The organism is Flagellimonas pelagia (genome assembly GCF_003584135.1).
Taxonomy (GTDB): domain Bacteria; phylum Bacteroidota; class Bacteroidia; order Flavobacteriales; family Flavobacteriaceae; genus Flagellimonas; species Flagellimonas pelagia.
Genome location: NZ_QXFI01000025.1, coordinates 238,656 through 262,632, shown reverse-complemented (window position 1 = coordinate 262,632; position 23,977 = coordinate 238,656). Strand labels below are relative to the sequence as shown.

19 protein-coding genes and 1 tRNA gene are annotated in these 23,977 nt (G+C 40.4%); 13 read left to right on the top strand and 7 right to left on the bottom strand.

Annotated elements, in window-relative coordinates:
* Positions 1-456, top strand: a complete 456-nt coding sequence (locus D2V05_RS10040) for a DUF6730 family protein (RefSeq protein ID WP_119647444.1) — start codon at positions 1-3, stop codon at positions 454-456.
* Between the two features lie 179 nt (positions 457-635).
* Here D2V05_RS10040 and D2V05_RS10035 read toward each other — a convergent pair whose 3' ends face one another.
* Positions 636-1,862, bottom strand: coding sequence for an AbiH family protein (locus tag D2V05_RS10035; RefSeq protein ID WP_119647443.1), 1,227 nt, complete (start codon positions 1,860-1,862; stop codon positions 636-638).
* 281 nt (positions 1,863-2,143) lie between these two features.
* Complete coding sequence (locus D2V05_RS10030; protein WP_119647442.1) at positions 2,144-2,527, bottom strand: helix-turn-helix domain-containing protein; 384 nt, start codon at positions 2,525-2,527, stop codon at positions 2,144-2,146.
* 144 nt (positions 2,528-2,671) lie between these two features.
* Between D2V05_RS10030 and D2V05_RS10025 the strand changes: the two genes are divergently transcribed.
* The 9 genes from D2V05_RS10025 (at position 2,672) to D2V05_RS09985 (ending at position 14,174) form a co-directional block, all read left to right on the top strand.
* Positions 2,672-3,883 carry a HEPN domain-containing protein gene (locus D2V05_RS10025; RefSeq protein ID WP_119647441.1) on the top strand — a complete coding sequence of 404 codons (1,212 nt, stop codon included), beginning with the start codon at positions 2,672-2,674 and terminating at the stop codon, positions 3,881-3,883.
* Between the two features lie 10 nt (positions 3,884-3,893).
* Positions 3,894-4,238, top strand: coding sequence for a hypothetical protein (locus D2V05_RS10020; RefSeq protein ID WP_119647440.1), 345 nt, complete (start codon positions 3,894-3,896; stop codon positions 4,236-4,238).
* Positions 4,239-4,480: 242 nt separating this feature from the next.
* Positions 4,481-5,530 (top strand): helix-turn-helix domain-containing protein, encoded by a 1,050-nt coding sequence (locus tag D2V05_RS10015; protein WP_119647439.1) that lies wholly within the window; start codon positions 4,481-4,483, stop codon positions 5,528-5,530.
* On the top strand, positions 5,527-6,036 hold the full coding sequence (locus tag D2V05_RS10010; protein WP_119647438.1) for a PIN domain-containing protein: 510 nt from the start codon (positions 5,527-5,529) through the stop codon (positions 6,034-6,036). The genes D2V05_RS10015 and D2V05_RS10010 overlap by 4 nt, the downstream gene beginning before the upstream one ends.
* A 206-nt stretch (positions 6,037-6,242) precedes the next feature.
* Complete coding sequence (locus D2V05_RS10005; protein WP_235855431.1) at positions 6,243-6,710, top strand: hypothetical protein; 468 nt, start codon at positions 6,243-6,245, stop codon at positions 6,708-6,710.
* 3 nt (positions 6,711-6,713) lie between these two features.
* On the top strand, positions 6,714-7,364 hold the full coding sequence (locus D2V05_RS10000) for a uracil-DNA glycosylase family protein (protein WP_119647436.1): 651 nt from the start codon (positions 6,714-6,716) through the stop codon (positions 7,362-7,364).
* A gap of 3 nt (positions 7,365-7,367) precedes the next feature.
* Entirely contained in the window at positions 7,368-11,003 is a 3,636-nt protein-coding gene (locus D2V05_RS09995; RefSeq protein WP_119647435.1) for a type IIG restriction enzyme/methyltransferase, read from the top strand.
* A 6-nt stretch (positions 11,004-11,009) separates the two neighbouring features.
* Positions 11,010-13,502, top strand: coding sequence for a DUF4268 domain-containing protein (locus tag D2V05_RS09990; RefSeq protein WP_119647434.1), 2,493 nt, complete (start codon positions 11,010-11,012; stop codon positions 13,500-13,502).
* A gap of 6 nt (positions 13,503-13,508) precedes the next feature.
* Positions 13,509-14,174 carry a hypothetical protein gene (locus D2V05_RS09985; protein ID WP_119647433.1) on the top strand — a complete coding sequence of 222 codons (666 nt, stop codon included), beginning with the start codon at positions 13,509-13,511 and terminating at the stop codon, positions 14,172-14,174.
* A gap of 68 nt (positions 14,175-14,242) precedes the next feature.
* Here D2V05_RS09985 and D2V05_RS09980 read toward each other — a convergent pair.
* Together D2V05_RS09980 and mce are read right to left on the bottom strand one after the other, a co-directional pair.
* Positions 14,243-14,316: transfer RNA gene (locus tag D2V05_RS09980), tRNA-Ile, on the bottom strand.
* 59 nt (positions 14,317-14,375) lie between these two features.
* Positions 14,376-14,783: a methylmalonyl-CoA epimerase gene (gene mce, locus D2V05_RS09975; protein ID WP_119647432.1), complete on the bottom strand. Its 408-nt coding sequence runs from the start codon at positions 14,781-14,783 to the stop codon at positions 14,376-14,378.
* A 105-nt stretch (positions 14,784-14,888) separates the two neighbouring features.
* On the opposite strand from mce, the gene rbfA reads away from it, so the two are divergent.
* Both rbfA and D2V05_RS09965 read left to right on the top strand, forming a co-directional pair.
* Complete coding sequence (gene rbfA, locus D2V05_RS09970) at positions 14,889-15,284, top strand: 30S ribosome-binding factor RbfA (RefSeq protein WP_119647431.1); 396 nt, start codon at positions 14,889-14,891, stop codon at positions 15,282-15,284.
* 2 nt (positions 15,285-15,286) lie between these two features.
* Entirely contained in the window at positions 15,287-16,492 is a 1,206-nt protein-coding gene (locus D2V05_RS09965; RefSeq protein WP_119647430.1) for an ABC transporter permease, read from the top strand.
* On the opposite strand, the gene dusB is transcribed toward D2V05_RS09965, so the two are convergent.
* On the bottom strand, positions 16,489-17,481 hold the full coding sequence (gene dusB / locus D2V05_RS09960) for a tRNA dihydrouridine synthase DusB (protein ID WP_119647429.1): 993 nt from the start codon (positions 17,479-17,481) through the stop codon (positions 16,489-16,491). The two genes, D2V05_RS09965 and dusB, sit on opposite strands and share 4 nt — an antisense overlap.
* Positions 17,482-17,532: 51 nt before the next feature.
* Positions 17,533-19,953: an outer membrane beta-barrel family protein gene (locus D2V05_RS09955; protein ID WP_119647428.1), complete on the bottom strand. Its 2,421-nt coding sequence runs from the start codon at positions 19,951-19,953 to the stop codon at positions 17,533-17,535.
* A gap of 151 nt (positions 19,954-20,104) precedes the next feature.
* Between D2V05_RS09955 and lepA the strand changes: the two genes are divergently transcribed.
* Entirely contained in the window at positions 20,105-21,901 is a 1,797-nt protein-coding gene (gene lepA / locus D2V05_RS09950) for a translation elongation factor 4 (protein ID WP_119647427.1), read from the top strand.
* Here the strand turns inward: lepA and D2V05_RS09945 are convergent.
* A complete protein-coding gene (locus D2V05_RS09945; RefSeq protein WP_119647426.1) occupies positions 21,898-23,739 on the bottom strand; it encodes a cation:proton antiporter in 1,842 nt (613 codons plus the stop codon). The genes lepA and D2V05_RS09945 overlap by 4 nt on opposite strands.
* Between the last annotated feature and the right edge of the window lie 238 nt (positions 23,740-23,977).

Sequence of the window (23,977 nt, the reverse complement as noted above, 5' to 3'; positions counted from 1 at the left end):
ATGGCAAAACTGGATGAAATAGCGGAACTGTTGACCGAAGAGATTAACGGATTTGAAAAGAGCATCGGCCGATTGGAAAAGGCACATGAAAATTTGAAAAACCTTCCATTAAGGCCAGATACCACTGAGATCAAGGTGCTTCTAAATGATTATGGGAACAATCAAAAAAAGATAGTTGAGGAACAGCAAAAGTTGATGCAGAAAATCCTTCACAAGGTGGAGCGGTCCATTATGTTACCAAGTTGGGCCATTAAACTTTTATGGGGATTGTTGGTCAGTGTTCTATTGGTCCTTGGTTTTTCGGTCTATCAATTATCAAGGATATCAAAAAAAGAAGAGGCTGCATTTGTAAAAGGACGGGACAGTACCATGGGACACTATGGGAGATTCTTTGACGAGAACCCACAGGGAAAGGAACTGTACCAAAAATGGCTGGAAGAAAAAGGCAAAAAGTAGGACAGCGCCCTAACCTATTTTTGCTTTACGCTTATCTTCCCGAACGCTACAAAAATAGTCCAGGATCCATGCGCCGAAGTTGGGGTAAGATTTGGAGAGCCATCCCTTAAATTGTAAACTTCTAAATCTAGCAAGAAAATGTTTATTTTATAAAAACCATTCCTTGTGTTCTTGAGCAATTATCTTCGAGACAGACTTAAGCTCGATAAGGGTAAACAATCAGGCATGGGTACAATTTTTTCCCGTAATGCCCGTTTGTCATCGAAATGTCTGGAAATCTCCTGTGTCTTTTCAATGTAGTCGTCCATGCCGTTTTCCCGTTTATGATAAAACAATTGTATAGATAGGCAATGCTTGTGCTCAAATATATGCTTTAACATCACACGGTCTGAAAGCCCACAGGAGTGGCCGATGATGTACACTTGATAATAATCAGATTCCAGGAACCTTAATAACCTATGATAGTTACCTGTCTTAAAATAACCAAAGGATTTAATGTGCTCAAATAACTGATTGTCGTTCAATTTTTCCAGAACACTATAATGCTCATCGGTTTCATCGCCATATCCAAAAATCATAGGGTTATTGGGTTTATTGATTTCCCCATGGATAAAATTGAAATCCACTGAGGCCTCAGAATTCTCTGGACTTCGGCGGTGATCCTCATATTTATAAATTGTATCTGTATAATTGAAATTCAGGATGTGTACTAATTCAGGAAATCTTTCAGCCTCCCCCAAATTTAACCGTTGTCTTTCACTTTTTGAAAATTCACCTTTTATACTGGACCAGAAGTTTGCATCATACGTTCCAAAATTCTTTGGAGTTTCGGCCATTAATTCCGTAAGGTAAGCTTCCAGCCTTTCCTTTAAATAGTGGAACTCTGTGTGCAATATTTCGACCTGAAACTTAGATTTTTGATCAAAAACTCTCTGCCCGTCACTTGAAAAACGGTTAATAATGTTCTTGAGGTGTTCATAATAGATACTTTCCACATCAACCCATTTCATATCACCGCTGGAAAGTCTCTCATACATGGCCTTTAAAATGGAATCATAGGGAATGGCCATGGCCCTTTGGTTTCCTTTAGATTGAGTCTTAGGAAATAGAATTTTGATATTATAGTGGTTGAGGAATTTTTGAAGACCCTCAAAATCCTGAATTTGGGCAAGGTTGTCCCTATAAGTAATCCTGCTTAGCCCTAATTCCTTATGGATGGTAAACAGCTTGGTGCCCTTATATTTAATATCTGTGGCATCCTTTATGGAATTTTTTACTGGTCTCCGGGGTTTGTTTTCAGCATCCATTAATTCAAATTTAAACAGGCCCAACATAAAATCACTGTAACGGGTCTTTAAGTTGTGGGCAAGATCAAAGCCGTTGCCGATAAGTACCAATCTGTTCATGGCGTATATCCTTGTTATAAATTAAGGCCTACTGGCAAATCCATTGTCTTGAATGTAGTCAAGGCCTATAAAAATAAATTCATTTAAAATTGGCTTGTGGTTTTCCCTGTCCCAAAGGAAATTATATGGTTAAATTGGGATATAGTGCCTCTATCTGCATCTGTTGAATTGTCTATTCACGTAGTTGGAATTTCAAATCGCAAATTCTTTAGTAAATAGATCAAAAAACAAAATGATACTGGCCCTAATTACTTGAAAAGAATTCCGAGCGAATCAAAACTCTACTTATTGAGAAGTTTTTCCAAATAAGTAACTTTATCCTTTTCAGCCTGAACAAGACGCTCATAGAGTTCAACTACCTTGTCCAATGGATTGAAAGTACAGTTACTATTATATACTTGTCCAGTACTGTTATCATAAAAATTACTGAAGTAATTGAAAATTGCATCTTCAGAAAAGTTCTCAATACTTTCTTTAGATACACCAAGAGCCTTGGCAATCTCTTCCAACTTTATATCGTCCACCTTTTCACTGTTCTCAATGTTGGAAACGGCCTGTTGGCTGATGCCCAATTCTTCCGCCAAGGTCTCCTGCTTCATCCCACGGAGTTCCCTGATCCTACTGATCTTTCTGCCTATATGGTTGTTCTTGGTCTTTGTCTGCATATCTCAAATATAGGGTGTTTCCCACAATAATCCGATTGTAATTTACAAAACACTTTTAATAAAGTACAAGTACTCATAGTGGAGTACATGGCAATGTGGGCTTAATATGGTCGGTGATTCTCGAACCATTTAAATCACGAACCCATGAAACATCACACAAACATACCGGAAAACTTTGAAAGAGCGGAGGAACTCTCCAATTTGATCGACAGCGTACTGAACGTGATCACGATTGATGCTATCTTTCTTTCACGAAAACAAATAGAAGGAGACACTACTTATCATATCCTTACCCTCTTTACAGATGTCGATAATGACCCCATTCCAACTGAGATTCTGGCATTGGTGTCAAAGCTTGGGAAAGAGCGTCCCGATTTCAGGATAAGAATCTATACCGAGGAACAATCCGAGATAGGTCTTTCGCGCGGGTCACTCTATTTTTTGGAACATTGCTGCCTTGGAGATACGGTATATGCCCGTATGGAGGGGGCAAACCATTTGGACTACCCAGAAATGAGCTTGGTCAATATCATTAAAAGAGCTTCACGCTATTATGATTCGGAAATGAAGAAGGTCAAAACCTTTGCCAATACTGCGGACATCTTGATAAAGGAAGGGAACTATGCGATAGCCACCTTCAACATGCATCAAGCTTTTGAGATTGCCTTCCGGTTTATAGAACAGATGTGCATAGGAAGGAGCAAGGTTACGCATAGTATCATTAGTCATATCAATTACTGCAAACATTTCTTTCCTACCCTACAGCCCTTTTTGGAATCTTCTGAGCCAAACAGCAATGAACTGCTGCTCCTTTTGGAACATGCCTATAGCGTTGCCCGATATGGCAATGAGTTTGAGATTTCAAAAGTACAGACCAAGACCGTCCAATCCCAAATGAAGGAATTCATCAAAGAGGTCGAGTCCATATTTCATAGGCATCTTGAACACTGCAAAGACCATATCGAAGGAATCGGAAAGGATTTTAAGGAAGCATTCCCAAAAGTGACCGAGAACGCGGGGAACAATGATGAGACATCATTAATTGACCAATTGAAGGAACTGGAAAAAATGTATTTCCATGCCTTGAAGCCCTATCTCCCCGAAAAGGGATTGTACAGCACGGAACTCATTACCGAGGGATACTGTGAAACCTCCTATATGATATCCGACCTGATCAAGGTCTGTATCACAGCTTTGGAAAACGAAAATTTCTCGACACGTTCCGTTCCCCAACCCCACAGCAATATTAGTGGGGTTCTCGGATATATACTTGACATGATACCCCATGATGAAATGGAATTCTTGGACAAGGTCAGAAAACTGCTTTCGGAACAACGGACAACCAGAACCCAATAAATCCATTCACATGAAATCAAAGAAGAAACGGTTAAAGACCTTGGAAGAGATACAACAGCTCAGAAGCAATCTTTCGGGACTCTTGGGAAACAATAAGTCCATCGACCCAAAGGGAAACTATGTATTCTTCGAGGTCAAGGACAACAATCATCTTTTGACCCAGATCATCAGTCTTTTGGAGGTTTGCGTGTTTGCCCTTGATGGGGAGGGAATGATGTTGTTTCCTGCCAACCAAAATGCATCAAAAGAGGATAGTGTGATCCAAGTATTGGAACTGGTACTGAGCATCCTTCCGGATAGCCAATTGTACTTCATGGACAAATTGGACGAAAAGCTATCCATATTAAAGGATTAAATCTTTAAAATAGAATTTAAGTATCTGGGATTAAAAAATTAGCAACGTAGTCATATCAATACCTCCCGGACCTCTCAACAATTTGCACTTTTGGGAGGTTTTTTGTTTTTATACCCTCCTTTAATTAAGTAATCGGGAACTATAAAAAGTTAAAATATCACGTTTGAAATTAATATTCCCTAAACATTGGTTGACAAAATTAACTTGTTTTGTACTTTTGTCAACACATTATCAACAGACTTATGAAGGAACTGTTTTCAAAACGATTAAAAAATGCTCGTCTGCTTTCCGCCATGTCCCAAGACAATTTGGTGAAGGCCATGGGTGATATTGTCTCCAAAAATGCCATTTCAAAATATGAAAAAGGAGAGATGATGCCCAACAGTGCCACCTTAATTCAACTGGCAAAGGCTCTTAACGTAAAGCCTGATTATTTCTTTAGGCCATTGGGTGCTGAAATAGAAAAGATAGAATTTAGGAAAAGAAGCATTTTGGGCGTAAAGAAAACCAATGCCATCAAACAACAAGTGGCCGAAAGTGTTGAGCGTTACTTGGAAATTGAGGATTTGCTTCAAATTAAATCCGCTTTTGTCAACCCAATAAAGAATGTGTTGATTTCAACTGTTCCCGATATTGAAAATGCTGTCAATGCCCTTCTAAAAGCATGGAAACTAGGAATCAACGCTTTACCCAATGTCATTGAAATATTGGAGGACAAAGAAATCAAAGTCATAGAGCTTGATGCAGATCTTGCCTTTGACGGTCTATCTGGATGGGCGGATGGTAGTGTGCCAATAATTGTAATCAACAAAAATTACAGCATAGAAAGGAAACGTTTTACTGCACTCCATGAACTTGGACATATTCTTTTAAATTTTTCCGAAGCTTTAAGCGAAAAAGAAATTGAACGGCTCTGCCATGCCTTTGCCGGTGCAATGTTAATTCCATACGAGACTTTTATTACCGAGCTTGGTTCCAAAAAAAGAAAAGGAATAAGCATTCCTGAATTGATTAGCATCAAGGAAACCTATGGTATTTCTATTCAGGCCATAATGGCACGCGCAAAGAATCTGGAAATTATCGATGAACATCGCTATGTAAAATTTAGAAAGTATATTTCCGCCAACCGGGAAGAGGAAGGGCTAGGACAATACAAAGGAAAAGAGCATTCAGATAGGTTTATGCAATTGGTCTATCGCGCAGCTTCTGAAGAAATAATCAGCCTTAGCAAGGCTGCCAATCTTTCAAATGAAAAACTGGCTGTATTCCGGGACCAATTCATTGCGATATGACCATAGTTGTTAATGATGCGAATATCTTGATTGACTTGGTGAAACTGGAAATCCTAAGTCACTTCTTTGGATTGAATTTTCAGTTTTGTACCACTGACCTTGTGCTTGAAGAGTTACATGATTACCAGAAGTCTGAATTGCAAGCATATATAGATAGTGGACAACTTGAGGTCCATGAAATTTCAGAAATACAACTTGAAGACATTATTGAAATTCGTTTGCAAAAACCAGCTTTATCAGAACAGGACTGCTCCGCCTTTTACCAGGCGGAAAAGTTGAAAGCAACATTGCTGACAAGCGACAACACCTTGCGGAAATTCGCAAAAATCAAAAAACTTGACGTCCATGGACATTTATGGGTTTTTGATCAAATGGTTTCTGCTGAAACACTTACCCCGTCACAAGCTACCTTAAAGCTCGATGAACTTTGCCTAACGGTTAACCCAAAACTCAATTTGCCCAAAAAAGAATGTGATCTACGAAAAAGAAAATGGCAAAACGACTGATAAGCAAATTAATGCTTTCAATAATTAAACAAGAAAATTCTGAATTCCCTCGTGGTTAATTGTTAAAGTGGAGTGTAATAGCTATTTTGGTAGTTTACCAAACCATCAAAATAAATATGCCCGATTGCATAGAATGTGGTGAATACACCAAGTTCAAAAACGGTCTTTGTACCGATTGTTACCAAAAGGAAAACGGAAATAAATGGGTGGCCGGTGTAATAAAAGGCCGCATTGCCGAAACCATTATAGAACAACTTTTCATATCCCTAGATTTTCAGGTTTACAAATATGGGATGGAAAACACTATACCTGGAATAACTGATTTGCTGAAGGGAGTTAGAGGCGATGTATCCAAAAACATTCGACAGATGCCGGACTTTGTAGTATTTAAAGATAAGCAGGCTCACTTCATCGAAGTAAAATACCGGAAAAGCGGAAAACTTAGCTTAAAGGATATTGAAAACTATGGCGATTACCCATTTGAGAATGCACTATTTGTTTTGGTTACGCCAAAACATATAAAATGCATCTCCTATTCTGAACTCAAAGAAGGTAAGGAAATCACGGAAAAATGCAGAAATTGGCTAGGAAGCAGAAAAGAGTTTGAGACCTGTAAGGATACCATCATGGAATATTGCAAATATGCTGTTAAGTTTTTTGAAAATGTAGATTAACAAATGACCAAAACAGAACAGTTAAACCAATTATTTGAAAAATGGGAGAATGAAACTCCTGATTATCAAGGTAAGTTTATAAAAGATGGTATAAACAACGAGAATCTCTATTTAAATGCAAAAACTAAGATTCTTTTTTTAACTAAGGAACCCAATAACCCCAAACAGGAAGCCGGTGATTTTCGCGAATGGTGGAAGGAAGGCCTTAAATACACTTTTTCACATCGATTAGCAGAATGGAGTTATGGAATACTTAATAATTTTCCTGAATTTGAATCAATGTGGTATGACAAAGAGGGGTATAAAAATGCTATTTTTCATGTAGCTTTTATGAATGTCAAGAAAATTGGTGGTGTTGGGCAATCCAACTATTCAGAAATGGAAAAGCACTTGATACGAAACAAAGAATGGTTGCTTAAACAAATAGAAATCATAGAACCCCAGGTTATTATCACTGGTTTGACCTGGGGAAGATTGAGAAATATACTTTTTGATACAGTTGAATGGAAAAGTAGTGGATACAACATCACTATCGGAAGATATAACGAATCAAAAATCATCGATTTCTATCATCCCTCGGCCCGCAACGCAGCAGCAGCTTCGTATAGCTTACTGGGCAATGTTATAAGCTCAAAAAGGTTTCAAGAATTATAGAATATGAATTCAATTGCCAAACCAATTAAACCACGAAAGGCGTTAAACAAGGCCTTTTTAAAAGTAAAGCCCTATCGTGAGGAAATAGAACTTTTTAAAACAAACCTGATAAAGGTTTTAGATTTTTCCAATGAGCATGAATCAGAAGAATATCATAAAAACCTTGTTTCAGGGTTTCTGAAAGATTCTCTTTATCATGGTAACCATTTCATTAACACAAGTGGGCGCAAGGACCAAGTAATCCATATCGGACCCAAACCCGATAGCCCAGTTGGTGTAATAATTGAGGCTAAGAATCCTAAAAATAAAAGTGAAATGGTTTCTGTTGAAAATCTCAACAAAAAAGCGTTTCACGAATTGCTCTTATACTTTTTAAGGGAACGTATTTCCAATGGAAACTTAGAGGTAAAAAACCTAATTATCACTAATCTTTTTGAATGGTTCATTTTTGATGCCAATGATTTTGAAAAAAATTTTGTGGCCAATAAAAGCTTGGTGAAACAATTCAAAGATTTTGAGGCTGGAAATTTATCCGGTACAAGCACCGATTTCTTCTATAATGAAATTGCAAAGCCTTTTTTAACTGCATTTGAAGAGACATTGGGTTTTGTACACTTTGACTTGCGCAAATACGAAAGAGTAGTTCGCAATGATGACCCGAAGGATGACCAAAAACTTGTTTCCCTTTTTAAGTTGCTTTCTCCGCAACATCTTTTAAAAGAACCTTTTGTAAATGATAGCAATAGCCTTGATAAAAAGTTTTATAGTGAATTACTGCATATCATAGGGCTTTCGGAAATCAAAAAAGGCAGTAAGAAATTAATTCAGCGAAACGAGGAAGGACAACGAAACTTAGGAAGCCTTTTGGAGAACACCATACTTCAATTGGATAGTCGGGATAAAATTAACCGATTGCCCAACCCCAGAAAATATGGGGATACTAAAGAAGAGCGGTTGTTTACTGTGGCTTTGGAGCTTGTTATTACTTGGGTCAATCGAATTCTTTTTTTAAAGTTGCTCGAAGCACAACTTATTCGCTACCATAAAGGAGATTCAAAATATGCTTTCCTCGATCTAAAAATGATTAAGGACTATGATGATCTTGATAGTCTTTTCTTTCAAGTGCTGGCAAAAAGACAAGGAGAGCGAAATAAGGAAGCTCAAACCCTGTTTAATAAAGTACCATACCTGAATTCATCGCTTTTTGAACCAACTGACATAGAGCATGATACCATATTTGTTAGCAACCTTCGAGACGATAAGCCTATACCCATAATTGCTTCAACCGTACTTAAAGATGAAAAGGGTAAAAAACGTTCAGGTGAGCTTTCAACACTCGAATATTTATTTGAATTTTTGGATGCTTATGATTTCAGCAGTGAGGGTTCCGAAGATATTCAAGAAGATAACAAAACACTGATCAATGCCTCGGTACTCGGACTCATTTTTGAAAAGATAAACGGTTATAAGGACGGCTCTTTCTTTACCCCTGGCTTCATTACCATGTATATGTGTCGGGAGACTATTCGTAAAGCCGTGGTCCAAAAATTCAATGAGGTTAAAAGTTGGAACTGTAAAGACTTAGATGAAGTCTATGACAAGGTTGAAGACAGAAACGAAGCAAACACTATTATCAACAGCTTAAAAATCTGTGATCCCGCAGTGGGTTCTGGGCATTTTTTGGTTTCGGCACTCAATGAGTTGATTGCCATCAAGAACGATTTAAAAATATTGCAAGATGTTGAAGGCAAACGATTAAAAGAATATGAGGTTGAAGTCGTAAATGATGAATTGGTGATAACCGATGATGAAGGAGAACTGTTTGAGTACCATCCCGGTAATAAAGAAAGTCAACGGATTCAAATGGCCCTTTTCCATGAAAAGCAAACCCTAATAGAAAACTGTCTTTTTGGGGTGGACATTAACCCCAATTCTGTTAAAATATGCCGTTTGCGATTATGGATCGAGTTGCTCAAGAATGCCTATTACAAAGGGGATAACGAGCTGGAGACGTTGCCCAATATTGACATCAACATCAAAACCGGCAACTCTTTGATAAGCCGTTTTTCCTTGGACGATGATCTAAAAGCAGCTTTTAAGGACAAAACAATAGCCTATGGCTTTTTGGATTATAAAAAAGCCGTTGCCGACTATAAAAACACGGCCTCAAAAGAGAAAAAGCGTGAAATTATACAAATCATCAACGAGGTCAAAAATAATTTTAAAAGCACTCTCGACAATAAGTTTATTGCCAAACTCCAAAAGGCCCAAGGTGAAGTAATCAATGAACAGGAGCGACTAAATAACCTAACAGCTTTTGGGGAAAAAATAACCAAAGCTGATAAAAACAACCTTAAAAAACTACAGCAAAAGTCCGAAAAAGCACTGTTGGAAAAAGAGGAAATCGTAAACAATGTCATTTATGAAAATGCCTTTGAATGGCGTTTTGAGTTCCCAGAAGTATTGAACGATGATGGAGATTATCTTGGCTTTGATGTGGTAATTGGGAATCCGCCATATTTAAGGGTAAGGGATGTATCAGAAAACTTTAGAATGTATTACTCTAAATCCTATAAAGTTTCTGAAAACCAGTTGGATTTGTATCACTTATTTGTTGAAAAGTCATTTGCTATAGCCAGTAATTCCAGCATACACTCTTTAATAGTTCCTAATGCTTTTTTAGCCAACAGAAACAATTTAAGGTTGAGGCGTTTTATTCTATCCCATTTTTCAATAGATAAAATAATTGAAGTTAAAGACGATGTATTTGAAGAGGCCTCTGTCGAAGTTCTTATTTTCATTTTTGTCAAGCCCAAAATTTCATCTTCAAGTAACTATTTTATAGCTGAAAAAGGCGATTTTAAATTTAAGAATTCATTTAATCAAGAAGCTTTTGAAAACACCCCAAATAACAATTTTACTGTTACTGTTGATTCAAAAAGTCAAAAAATTATAGCCAAAATTTTAAATAAGTCGGTTGAGCTTTCCGCTTTATTCAAAACTATTTCAGGTATTAAAGAATATCAAGTAGGAAAAGGAAAGCCGCCACAAACTATTGAAGATGTTAGGGGTCGGATATTTAATTCCTCACAAAAAATTGATGAAACGTACCTTCCAGAACTTAGAGGTAAAAACCTTTCGAAGTATATGTTTAATTGGAGTGGGGAATATATTAGCTACGGGGAGTGGTTGGCTGAACCCAGGGTTCCAGAATTTTTTGAAGGAGATAAAATTTTGATTCGCCAAATTCCGAATAAAGACTCTCTTATAGCCTCATATGTTAAAGATAGATTTGTCATTGACCAGACAGCCTACATAGCTAAGCCTTCGGTTCAACTAGATGTTTTCTTTTACTTAGGAGTCCTAAATTCAAAACTGATATTCTGGTATTTTCAAAATATTAATAACGAGTTTGACCAATTGTTTCCAAAAATTAAAGTAAAGGAATTCAATTCTTTGCCTATACCAAATGTGGCTTATTCGAACCCACAATTAACGAATGTTGTAAAAAATATCTTAGCGGCTTTAGAGGCTAATAAAGAACGTGATATTTCAGGCTTCGAAAAAGAAATTGACAATTTGGTTTATCAACTTTATGACTTGACCGAGGAAGAGATTGAAATTATTGAGAACGCTTAAAGCCATATGAAAGCCACCGAACTACCCATCATCAATTTTTTACAGACACCGAATGTGCAATTTGTAATACCCGTTTACCAACGCAATTATGATTGGGAACTAGGGCATTGCAAGCAATTGTTGGAGGATATCATAAGCGTTGAAAAAGAAGACCGCGGAACACATTTTATTGGCAGCATAGTTTTTATTCACGAAGGTACTTACACCACCCGAGAGGTCCGCGAACTGGTGATCATAGACGGCCAGCAACGTCTCACTACTATTAATTTGTTGTATGTCGCCTTGTACCGTTTTGCAAAGAACAATGGGCTGGAAAAAGAGGCCGAGATGCTCTACAATATGTTCCTGGTCAATCAATATGTGCAAGAAGACGATAGTAAGCTCAAACTAAAACAGACAGACACCAACTCCATGGCGTTCAAGGCAATTTTGGAGGGGAATGAAAAAGGGTTTACTTCATTTTCTAATGTGATTGAAAACTATAATTTTTTCAGTTCTCAAATCAATGCCGAGAATTTTGAGGTCATCAGAAATGGTTTGAAGCGATTAATTTTTGTTGAAATTTCTCTAGAGCGCGACAAGGATGATCCACAACGGATTTTTGAAAGTCTCAACTCAACCGGACTAGATTTGTCCCAATCCGATTTGATACGGAATTATATTCTAATGGATCTACAGCCACGGGAGCAGCAAAAGGTTTTCAACACGATTTGGAACCCCATTGAAGAAAATGCCCGGGACCTTCTAAAACAAAAGTCTCTGGTTTCTGAATATATCCGAGACTATTTAACGCTCAAAAACAAGAAAATACCTAATAAATCAAAGGTCTACCAAGAGTTTAAAAAGAACTATCCCAACAAACTGGATGAAGAGTACATGAACGAGTTGGAAAACATGAAAGGGCTTTCCCTATTTTATAAAATGTTTATCAATCCGGAAACTGTTGAAAACCCTCAAATTCGTAAAGAACTCGAATACATCAACCGATTGGAAGTGAATGTCGCCTATCCATTCTTGTTACAGGTTTTTGAAGATTGGGATAATGGGATTACAGACGAAGAAACTGTCATTCAAGTATTGAAATTGGTTCAAAATTATGCTTGGCGAAGATTTATAGTAGGATTGCCGACCAATGCGCTAAATAAGATTTTCATGACATTGTATTCAGAGATAGATACCGAAGACTATTTTGAAAGTTTAGCCAAAGCCCTATGTAAAAAAAGAGGTAATTCACGCTTTCCGGATGATGAAGACCTCCTAACTGCCTTAAAAGACAAAGATCTCTATAATATCAAAGCAAAAAACAGGAATTATCTTTTTGAGCTTTTGGAAAACCACAACAACCGTGAGCATGTCAACACTTCCAGTGAAAGCATCACAATTGAGCACATTTTTCCACAAAACCCTAGTTCTGAATGGTCCAAGCAATTAGATGAGGAAGAGATTTTCCTATTTAAGGAAAAATATCTGAATACATTGGCAAACCTCACTTTGTCTGGCAACAATGGTTCATTAGGCAACAAAACCTTCTTGGAAAAAAAGAACATGAATCATCAAGGTGGAGAGCAAGGTTATAAATACAGTAGGCTATGGTTAAATGATTATTTAAAAGGAATTGATGTTTGGGATAGCAATTCCTATGAATCAAGACTTAAACTAATCAGCCAACGGTTTCTTAGTATCTGGAGTTATCCTAATGTTATACTAGAGACGGATGAAGAACCAGTAGAACAATCTATTTTTGAAGCAGAGTCTCCAACCCACAAAAAACTCGAATATTTTATCTTCAAGAACAACAAGGTGGAAGAATCAGCCATTGCAAATATGTACTATTACGTGCTTCAACAGTTATATGGCATAAATACTGGACTATTACTTGGGAACAATATTCTTAAAATAACAAGAAATAAAGAAGATTTTAGAAGTGCCCAGGAAATAACCAATGGCTATTTTGTCGAGTTCAATATAGATAGCAATACAAAGTTCAATATTCTAAAAAAGTTATTGTCCTTATTTGATTTGGAAGATGAACTTATTATCAAATATGATATTGGTTCCTCTCAGGGCAACAGGTTTTATGTGCGTAAAGAATATTGGGAGCAACTTTTGCCCCAATTGCAAGAGAAGGGCCAGTTTTCAAATGTTAATCCTGTGAAATCTCATTGGATAAGCATGGGTGCCGGAAAAACAGGAGTAAATTACTCTATGGTCGTTACCGGTTCCCATTGTCAGGTTGAGCTTAGTATAACAACAGCAAATAAAGAGCTGAACAAAAAGTATTTTAAAAAGTTAATCAGACGAAAAGTGGAAATTGAAGATGGTTTTGGTAAATCTTTAATGTGGGAAGAATTGCCAGATAACAAAATGAGTCGCATAAAGTATGTTCTTAACGATGTGAATCTTTTTGACAAATTCCATTGGCCAAAAATGAATGCTTTTTTTGTGGAGAATGTGCCAATATTTGAAAAAGTGTTTAAAAATGAAATCCTTAAGTTGTAAAAAGGCATGGGCACAGGCAGGAGAAACTTTCTTAAGTTAACGTCAACTGCATTAGCTGGATTGGCAATCAACCCACTTCAAGCAGTTATAACCAAGAACAATCTATATGTAAACAAAGTTCTTGGGCTTGCCTTTTCCAAGCCACAGGATTGGTATTTTATCAACGTTAAAGATTTCGGTGAGTTAAAAGAGAAAACGATTCTATCAGAAGATTGGGAAGAGTTTAAGGATTTTGTTTGGGAAAACACGGGTGACCCTATTTGTCTAATGGCCAAGTATGATCAGAATAATCCCTTAAATTTTGGAAAATACTCCCCAAGTATTGCTGTTTGGGTTGAAAAAAAATCCGATTATGATGAGATTGGTATACAAACGGTAGAAGAATATGCCATTAGTTGGACTACAAATAGAATTCAATACATCCAAGATCCCAATGTTACCAAATCGAAAGAAGTGAAGGATATATCTGGAATCAAGACTGTTCAATATGATTGTGATTTTATGGTTGAACACCGAGACCTACCAAACTCGTACCGTGCTCTTTGCCGAATGATTTATATTGAACATGGGGATTATTTTTACTGTTTTGACTTAACAGACTCTATTGAAGCAGGTGAAAAATCTGATTTAGAGTTTAAAATGTTTCTTGAGGAAATTAATTTATTCCGATAGTTGCCCCCCAATTTGCCCCCTGCAAAAACAAAAACCCCTCTAAATCAATTGTTTAGAGAGGTTTTCCGTGGTCCCACCTGGGCTCGAACCAGGGACCACCTGATTATGAGTCAGGTGCTCTAACCAACTGAGCTATAGGACCCGCATTTTGCGGATGCAATATTAGTGTTTATTTTTCTACACCGCAAGGTTTTAACGGACCTAGCCTTCTTTTATTTCTTGGCAAAGTTCCACCAAAACCCCATTGGTGCCCTTTGGGTGCAAAAAGGCCACCAGCTTATTGTCCGCTCCCTTTTTCGGGGTTTCGTTTAAAATTTGGAAGCCTTCCTGCTTCAATCGGGCCAGTTCCGAAACAATATCATCCACAGCAAAGGCTACATGATGGATCCCCTCCCCCTTCTTTTCCAAAAACTTGGCAATGGGGCTATCGGGGTTTGTGGCTTCCAACAACTCAATTTTATTGGGGCCTGACTTAAAAAAGGAGGTTTTTACTCCCTCTGAGACCACTTCTTCCATTTTATAATGCGGTACCCCCAACAATTTGGCAAACAATGGGTTGGACACCTCCAAATCTTTTACCGCAATGCCAATATGTTCTATTTTTTCCATTTTAACCCTTGGTTTGGTTGACAAAATAGCTGCTTTTCTCCAAAATTACGGACTGTAATCCATTCCAAATGTGAGGTTAGTCAGGATTTCCTTTATTTTTGCACTATGGAGGAAACACAACGACAGAAGAAAATTGCAGGGGTCATTCAAAAAGACTTGGCCGATATCCTACAACGGTCCGCCACCGATGGTGGTCTTAAGGGAACCTTGATCTCTGTTTCCAAGGTTTCCGTTACCGTAGACCTATCCTTGGCCAAAGTGTATGTGAGCATTTTCCCGAACAAGGATGGCAAAGCATTGCTAGAAGGCATCAAGGCCGGTCAGGTTGGCATCCGTCACGAACTGGCCCAACGTACCAAACACCAATTGAGAAGGGTTCCGGAACTTAATTTTTATCTGGATGATTCCTTGGAATATATTGACAATATCGAGAAATCGCTCAAAGGTGAAGAAAATCCCATCGAAAACAGGGACTTGCTCGATAAACGTAAGAAAGCCTAATCTTGAACTTTCCGCTTTACATCGCTAAACGCTACCTAAGATCCAAGAGCAGTCAAAATGCGGTGAACATCATCAATTTTATCACCTTTTTGGTCATCGTCATCGGTTCAGCCGCATTGTTTATAGTGCTTTCGGCCTTTGCTGGGCTCAAGACGTTTAGCCTTTCCTTTTCCAACACCTTCGACCCTGATTTAAAAGCCTTGCCCGCCACGGGGAAAGTGTTTTCCATTTCCCAAGAGGAACAGGACCAACTCAAAAATATTCAGGGGTTGGCCAATTACGCCAAAGAGTTGGAGGAACGGGCCTATCTTACCTATAAAGAAAAGAGTACCATTGCCTACATCAAAGGAGTGGACGAAAATTACCGTTCCGTGACGGGAGTGGACAGTACCCTTTATTTTGGCAATTGGGGCAACTCGGAGTTTGAGGGCGTCATTGGCATCGGTATCTACAACCTTTTGGGCGTTCCCATGAACAACCGCCAACCTTTGGAAGTGTTGGTTCCCAAGCCCGGTAAAGGTTCCCTTTCACAACAGGGGTTCAATTCCAAACCCTATGATGAACTTCCTTTAACAGTAAGTGGAGTGTATGCGGTTGAAGAAAACCTGGACAAAAAATATGTGTTCACACAGCTCCCTTTGGTTCAAGATTTATTGCAAAAGGACAGTGCCGAGGTTTCTGGTATCAATTTTAAATTGGATGAAAAAGCCGATGTCGAAGCCGTTAGGGAAGCCGTTAAAACGGTATTGGGGGATAAGGTCCTAGTCCTTTCCCGAAGGGAACAGAACAATTCGCTTTACCGCATGCTCAACACAGAAAACTTGGCCACATACTTGATTTTTACGTTGGTTTTGATCATTGCCTTGTTCAACGTTGTGGGGGCCATCATCATGATGATCTTGGACAAACAGCAAAACTCCAAAACACTGTTCAGTTTGGGCACCACCATTAAAGAATTGCGAAGAATTTATTTTATCCAGGGTTTGCTGGTCACTTCTTTTGGGGGACTGATAGGGGTATTGATCGGGTCGTTGCTCATCATTTCCCAATTGTTGTTCGGATGGCTGAAAATTACGCCTTCCCTTGCTTATCCTGTTGAATATAGTGTGATGAACCTGTTCATCGTGATGGGTACCATTGTGGTCTTGGGCTTTATCTCCGCAAAGATTGCCAGTAGCAGGATTTCCAAAAAATTGATTTCGATTTAGGCGAACTGAAAATCCCCGAATTTTTCGAGCACTTCATCAAACGCGGCAAAAACATCGACCGCATCATCGCTGGTCACCATTTTGGTGCGGTACTCCTTAAAGTGTGGAATACCTTTGAAGTAATTGGTATAATGCCTTCGGGTTTCAAAAACACCCAGTTTTTCTCCTTTCCAATCAATGGCCATTTGAAGGTGCCTTCTGGCGGCGTCCACGCGTTCCGGCATGGTTGGGGGATCCAAATGCTTGCCGGTCTCAAAAAAGTGTTTCACCTCTTTGAAGAACCACGGGTACCCGATACTGGCCCTACCGATCATGGCACCATCCAATCCAAATTCATCCCGCATTTTTAGAGCCGCTTCCGGCGTGTCCACATCACCATTTCCAAAAACGGGAATCTGCATGCGTTGGTTGTTCTTCACTTCGGCAATCGGTCTCCAATCGGCCTCTCCCTTGTACATCTGAACACGGGTACGCCCATGGATGGAAATCGCCTTGATGCCCACATCCTGCAGCCGTTCGGCCACTTCAACAATCTTGATGGAATTGGAATCCCAGCCCAAACGGGTCTTGACCGTCACGGGCAGTTTGGTCCGCTTTACGATTTCCTCAGTGAGTTTTACCATTAAAGGAATATCCCGAAGAATCCCGGCACCGGCATTTTTGCAGACTACTTTTTTTACCGGACAACCAAAATTGATGTCGATGATATCGGGGTTGGATTGCTCCACGATATCCACCGCCTGCAGCATGGAATCCAGTTCGGCCCCGAATATTTGGATGCCCACAGGACGTTCCTTTTCATAAATGTCGAGCTTGAGGACGCTTTTGGCCGCATCACGAATCAACCCTTCGGAAGAAATGAACTCCGTATACACCACATCGGCACCCTGTTCCTTGCATAATGCACGGAAAGGGGGGTCGCTCACATCCTCCATCGGAGCGAGAAGAAGTGGGAAATCCGGAAGTTCTATGTTACCTATTTTGGGCAAATCCTTCTTTTTTTGGACTGCAAAAGTACAAAATAACCCAAAATCAGCACATTACTGCTGCGATTGTAGTCGGTCGCGCTCCTTTTTGTCTATTCCGCGTTGGTTGTCTTCCAATCGGAAGTTTCCAAAATTGTAGGTAAATCCGAAGCGGATGAACTGGGTTTCGGGCCTTCTTCGGTAAAAATTGTCCTGGTTTAAATATTGGGAACGATAGGTGGGTACATATTTTTCCAAAATATCCTCAGCGGCCAAAGAAAGGATGATCTTATTGTTGAACAGCGTTTTACGTAAGCCTAAGGTCAAGTTGAACTGCTCATCGGAAACATACGATCCGAACAGAAACTTTGAAATATAGGTCCCAGTAACTTCACCCGTAAAAGTGCCGTCTTTGGAGAGGGTCAAATAGTTGCCCAGATAAGCGTAAACCCCGTTCACTTTGTTGGTAAATTCCACATTGCCGCTTTGGGTGGCCAAAAAGGTTTCTTCCTCATGAAAAAGGGAAGTGTAGGCATACATAAACCAAGACGACATGAGGGATTTACTCAAGGTAAAGTCCAGACCGTACGATTTACTGTCCAGCACATTCTGCTTTAGCTCCACCAAAGTTTGGTTGTCATTGTCCTGAAAAACCAGATACGCAATGTTGCTGCCATTATCACGGTAATAGACATCGAAGAAATATTCGCTGTTCAGGGTGTAGTTAAAATTGAAATTATTGCTGAAACTAGGCGTCAAGCTTGGGTTGCCTTGTTCATAATCATTCTCATTGAAGAAAAACCGAAACGGATTCAGATCGTTGTATTTGGGTCGATCCACGTTCCGTCCATAATCAAAGGAAAAGCTGTGCTTGTCCGAAGGGGAGTACAGCACATAGACAGACGGAAACGGCTCAAAAAAGTCTTGGGTGTTGACTTGGTTCAATGTTAACGACGTGCCTTCGGCTTCCGTCAGTTCACCGCGCACGCCTAACTTCATTGACCATTTTTCCCAATTCTTCACAAAGCTCAAGTATGCGGCATATACATTCTCGTCATAGGTATAACGGTCGGACAAGGAGGCATCCACTGTATTGCTCGAACCCGTAAAATTGAAGAAGTCCAGATTGCTTTCTGATGCAATCGAGGAAATCTTTGCCCCGGTCTCAAAGGAAGCGTTTCCAATAGGGGTTGAATAATCCAATTGGCCCGTGAAAATTTGAATGTCCTGCTCTGAATCCGCATCAAACCCGAATTCCCTTAAAAAGTTACCACTCGCGTCAAAATAATCAGAACCTAGGTTCTGAAGCGACTTCCCGTTAAAATAGGTATAATGACCATTTGCGCTCAACCGGGCCCCCGGCTTTTTCAACTTATGCACATAGCTCAAATCAAACGCCAGGTTGGTGTTGTCCAAATTGGCATTGTTCTGTGTGGTGAAGGTAGAGTCCAACTGGCCCAACCCGTTTCGCATTTCATTGTTGAGATGGGTACGCTGGTCCTGCCCCAAATTGAACAACAGGTTGGATGTAAAATTCAAACTGTTGTGTTCATCAAAATCATAATCCAAGATGAAACTTCCATTTTGGGATTGCGAACTATTGGTTTGGTTATAATCCGTGTCCCATTGCGAAAAAACAGTATTGGCATTGTCCATAAAATTGATGCCCTTTACCGTTTTCTTCAATTCCTTTTGTGGATTGATGGTATAGTTCGCAAACAGGTGAAGCTTGTCCGTTTTGTAATAATGACTGGTTCCCATACTGAATTTTGGAAACACCGCTTGTGTATAGGTGCCGTTGACGCTTCCCTTGTACCCCGGTATGATATTCTTACTGGTGACAATGTTCAAAATGGGGCCGCCTTCAGCATCATAGCTGGCCGGTGGATTGGCGATCACCTCCACCGATTTGATGTTGGTACCCGACAGTCCCTGCAATAAATCCTGTACCTCCTGACCGGAAAGTTGAACCTTTCTATCGTTCAGGTATACTGTGGCATTTTGCCCTCGGATCAAGAGTTCATCCTGGTTTACAATCACCCCTGGCGTGCTTTTAAGGATATCCCAGGAAGTTCCTTGTGAAACCACGGTGTTTTCAACCGAAAAGACCAGTCTGTCTGGTAATCTTTGCAGTTTTGGTCGCTGTGCCGTGACCACTACCTCATCCAGCTCATTAGTTTCTAGCGGAATGATCAACGCGCCTAGGGAAACATCGGTTTTGATATCCAAAGCCCGAGGCTCGGATCCTCTTCCAACATAACTCGCCTGAAGCAAGTATAGGTTCGGTTCTACCTCCGTCAAGGAAAAAAACCCCTTGTCATCAGCCGAGGTACCTTTTACGAACGTAGTATCGGAAGCCTGTAAAAGAAGAATATTGGCGTAGGGAATAACCTGGTTCTGCTCATCCACAACCTTTCCTGAAATTTTAAAGGTCTGTCCGCTCAAAGCGTTCGCCGTCAAAAACACCAATGATAAAATGTAGGTGGTTTGCTTCATGAATGGTTGGGGTTGAACCTCAAATCTATGAAATTATTTTTGGTCGATATAACCCCTTCGTTTCCTAATTTTCAAAAAACCCTTTGCGGGCAGTTAAAACAACTATATTTGCAGTTGCTTATCACCCTTTTTACAGATAGGTTATTGTTATATGGAAAAGATCAGGAATTTTTGCATCATTGCGCATATAGACCACGGTAAGAGTACCTTGGCAGACCGTTTGTTGGACTTTACGGGCTCCGTCACCGAGCGTGAGAAACAGGATCAATTGTTGGACAACATGGACCTGGAACGCGAACGTGGCATCACCATTAAAAGCCATGCCATACAAATGGAATATGTGTACGAGGGCGAAACCTATATTCTTAACCTGATCGACACTCCCGGACACGTGGACTTTTCCTATGAGGTTTCGCGCTCCATTGCTGCCTGCGAGGGCGCTCTTTTGGTTGTGGATGCCGCACAAAGTATTCAAGCACAGACCATTTCCAACCTATATCTTGCTTTGGAAAACGATTTGGAAATCATCCCTGTTCTGAACAAAGTGGATCTGCCCAGCGCCAATCCCGAAGAGGTGACCGATGACATCGTGGACCTATTGGGTTGTGATCCTTCAGAAGTTATTCCCGCCAGTGCCAAAACCGGTATCGGTATCGGAGAAATCCTAAAAGCCATCATTGAGCGCATTCCTGCCCCAAAGGGGAATGTCAACGAACCATTGCAAGCCTTGGTCTTTGACTCGGTGTATAACCCTTTTAGGGGGGTGGAAACCTATTTTAGGGTGATGAACGGTGAAATCCGAAAGGGACAAAAAATAAAGTTTGTGGCTACCGGGAAAGCTTATGAGGCCGATGAAATTGGCACCTTAAAGCTGAGGCAAATGCCCAAAAACAAAATTTCCGCTGGAGACGTGGGCTATTTGATTACCGGTATCAAAGATGCGCGCGAGGTAAAAGTAGGTGATACCATTACCGATGCCGCCAACCCGACCAAAAATGCCATTGAAGGTTTTGAAGATGTAAAACCCATGGTGTTTGCTGGAATTTATCCTGTGGATACAGAAGATTTTGAAGAGCTTAGGTCCTCCATGGAAAAACTGCAGCTCAATGACGCCTCTTTGGTTTTCACCCCGGAAAGTAGTGCCGCCTTGGGGTTTGGTTTCCGTTGTGGTTTCTTGGGTATGTTGCACATGGAAATCGTACAGGAACGCTTGGAGCGCGAGTTCGATATGACGGTGATCACCACCGTACCCAACGTGAGCTACCTTGCCTACACCACCAAGGACAAAGAGACCCCGATAGTTGTCAACAACCCATCCGATCTTCCCGATCCTTCTTCTTTGGACCGGGTGGAGGAACCATACATTAAGGCTACCATCATCACCAAATCTGATTTTGTGGGGAACGTGATGTCGCTCTGTATTGATAAGCGGGGACATATTACAAACCAAACGTATTTGACCCCAGAACGTGTGGAGCTCAACTTTGACATGCCGTTGGCAGAAATCGTATTCGATTTTTACGATCGCTTGAAAACGGTTTCCAAAGGATATGCTTCTTTCGATTATTCCCCAATCGGGATGCGGGTTTCCAAATTGGTTCGGGTAGACATCCTTTTGAACGCCCAACCCGTGGATGCCCTATCGGCCTTGGTCCATTTTGACAATGCCCACAACATCGGTAAAAAAATGTGTGAAAAGCTGAAGGAGCTTATCCCCAGACAGCAGTTCGACATTCCGATCCAAGCCGCCATTGGGGCCAAAATCATTTCCCGTGAGACCATCAAAGCGCTCAGAAAGGATGTGACCGCCAAGTGTTACGGTGGGGATATTTCCCGTAAGCGTAAACTTTTGGAAAAACAGAAAAAGGGTAAAAAACGTATGCGCCAAGTGGGTAATGTGGAAATTCCACAACAGGCCTTTATGGCTGTGCTTAAGCTGAACGATTAGTCCTGGTCATCCTCATCGGGGTCGATTAATTTACCCAGATATACCAATTTATATCCCTCGCCTTTGGGTACAAAATCCTTGCTGTTGGCCGGGATGATGTCAATACTGCCACTTGGGGCCTTGGTGAATAAAGGCACAATATCATTATCCTTTTGGGTGAGATCGATAAGGCTGTCGTAATGCTGTTTGTCCTTTAAGTCTATTTCGTGGATGGTGGGATGTTTCCGGACCGTGTCCATCAATTGGATAAAATCATCGGTATGTGAAAAAAGGCCTTCCTTCGGATTGTTGTCCGGGTCGTTTACTTCTTCTGTGTTCACCAGACGGAATGCCCCGTTTTCCCCAAACTGTTTTTGGAATTTTCTGATGGCAAATTTGTTGATGTCGGAGTTGCCTGTCAAAGCCATCAGATAACCCATATCGTTCAATTCTATATTGTCCGTAAGGGTGTCAGAAAAAATGTTCGCCGTGATGGCCTCTAAGCCCAATCTTTTGGCTTTGTCCACGTTCGCCTGGTTGTTATCGATCAACACCACGTGCCTATTATTCTTTTTGAGATAATTGGCTATCAATCGCGACAATTTGGAAGCACCAATAATCAAAATACCTTCGGATTTGGTCAAGAATACCCCAACCAATTTTGCAAAGAGTCTGGCAGTGGTTGCATTCAATAAAACCGTTCCCAAAACAATCATGAACACCAATGGCGTGATATATTCCGCTCCAGCTTCTCCCCTCAACATCAATTTTGAGCCAAATAGGGAGGCGATACCGGCGGCAACGATTCCGCGCGGACCCACCCATCCTATAAAAAGCTTTTCATTGAGTTTTAAATTGGAGCCCTGAGCACTCAGAAAAACACCCAGTGGCCTGATGATGAACACAATGATTGCGAAAAGCGCTACGGAGTTCCAGTTGTAGATCAACTCCATGTCGCTAATATCGATATTGGCCGCCAAGAGGATAAAGAGAATGGAAATCAGCAAAACGCTCAGCGATTCCTTGAAATAAAGCAACTCCTTCAAGTTGGGCAGATTCATGTTGCCCAAGACCATTCCCATGACCACTACGGCCAATAGTCCCGATTCGTGTGCAAAGACATCTGACTCCACAAAAACAAGGAGTACCGTGGAAAGGGAGACCACATTCAGTAAGTAGTGAGGTATAAAGTCCTTTTTGATGGCAAATGCCAATGCGTGGGCAAAAGTGAATCCGAAAGTGGTTCCAAAAAGAATGATCTTGCCAAACTCGATCAGAGCTGTTTGGGTATAGGCATGGCCCTCTCCCACACTGATAAACTCGAACACCAATACCGCTACCAAGGCCCCGATCGGATCAATGAGAATGCCCTCCCATTTCAATACCGCGGAAACATCCTTTTTAAGGGGAATGTTCCGTAAAATCGGGGTGATTACCGTAGGTCCGGTAACAATGATCAGGGCGGAAAACAAAAACGAAATCTGCCATGAAAGTCCAAAAATATAGTGGGCGGCTACGCCTGCACCAAAAAAAGTGACCACTGTGCCTATGGTAATCAATTTGGAGATTACGGGCCCTACATTCGATATTTCGGCCCGTTTAAGGGTGAGTCCGCCTTCAAAAAGAATCACGCTAATGGCCAAGGAAACAAAATAATAGAGTCCTTCGCCCGGGAAAAGACCTTTGGTTCCGTTCCAAACAGGTTCTATGAGTTTTGAGCCATCTTCGGTGTACAAAGTGGCAATGGGTCCCACCAACAGACCTATCAAAATCAATGGTAAAATGGCCGGGATTTTAAAGCGCCAAGCCACCCATTGAGCAATAATGCCTAGAATAATAATTCCAGCAAGTTCGAGCATTGTCTTTGTTTTTTGGAAATTTACTGCTTTTCTTTTAGATATCCGTTTCGACACGGAAGACGCACCCTTTTTTGATATCCAATTATTTTCAACATGGTGGAAAATAGTGCGCAAACCCCAAGGGCAGTGATATAGGAGGAGGTTTCTTATCTGGTTTTTGTTAAAATACGGCCAATAAAACCTTATTTTTTCATTATTTGGATGGTGCTTTTCTTATTTTGCATGCCGTTTTACTTTC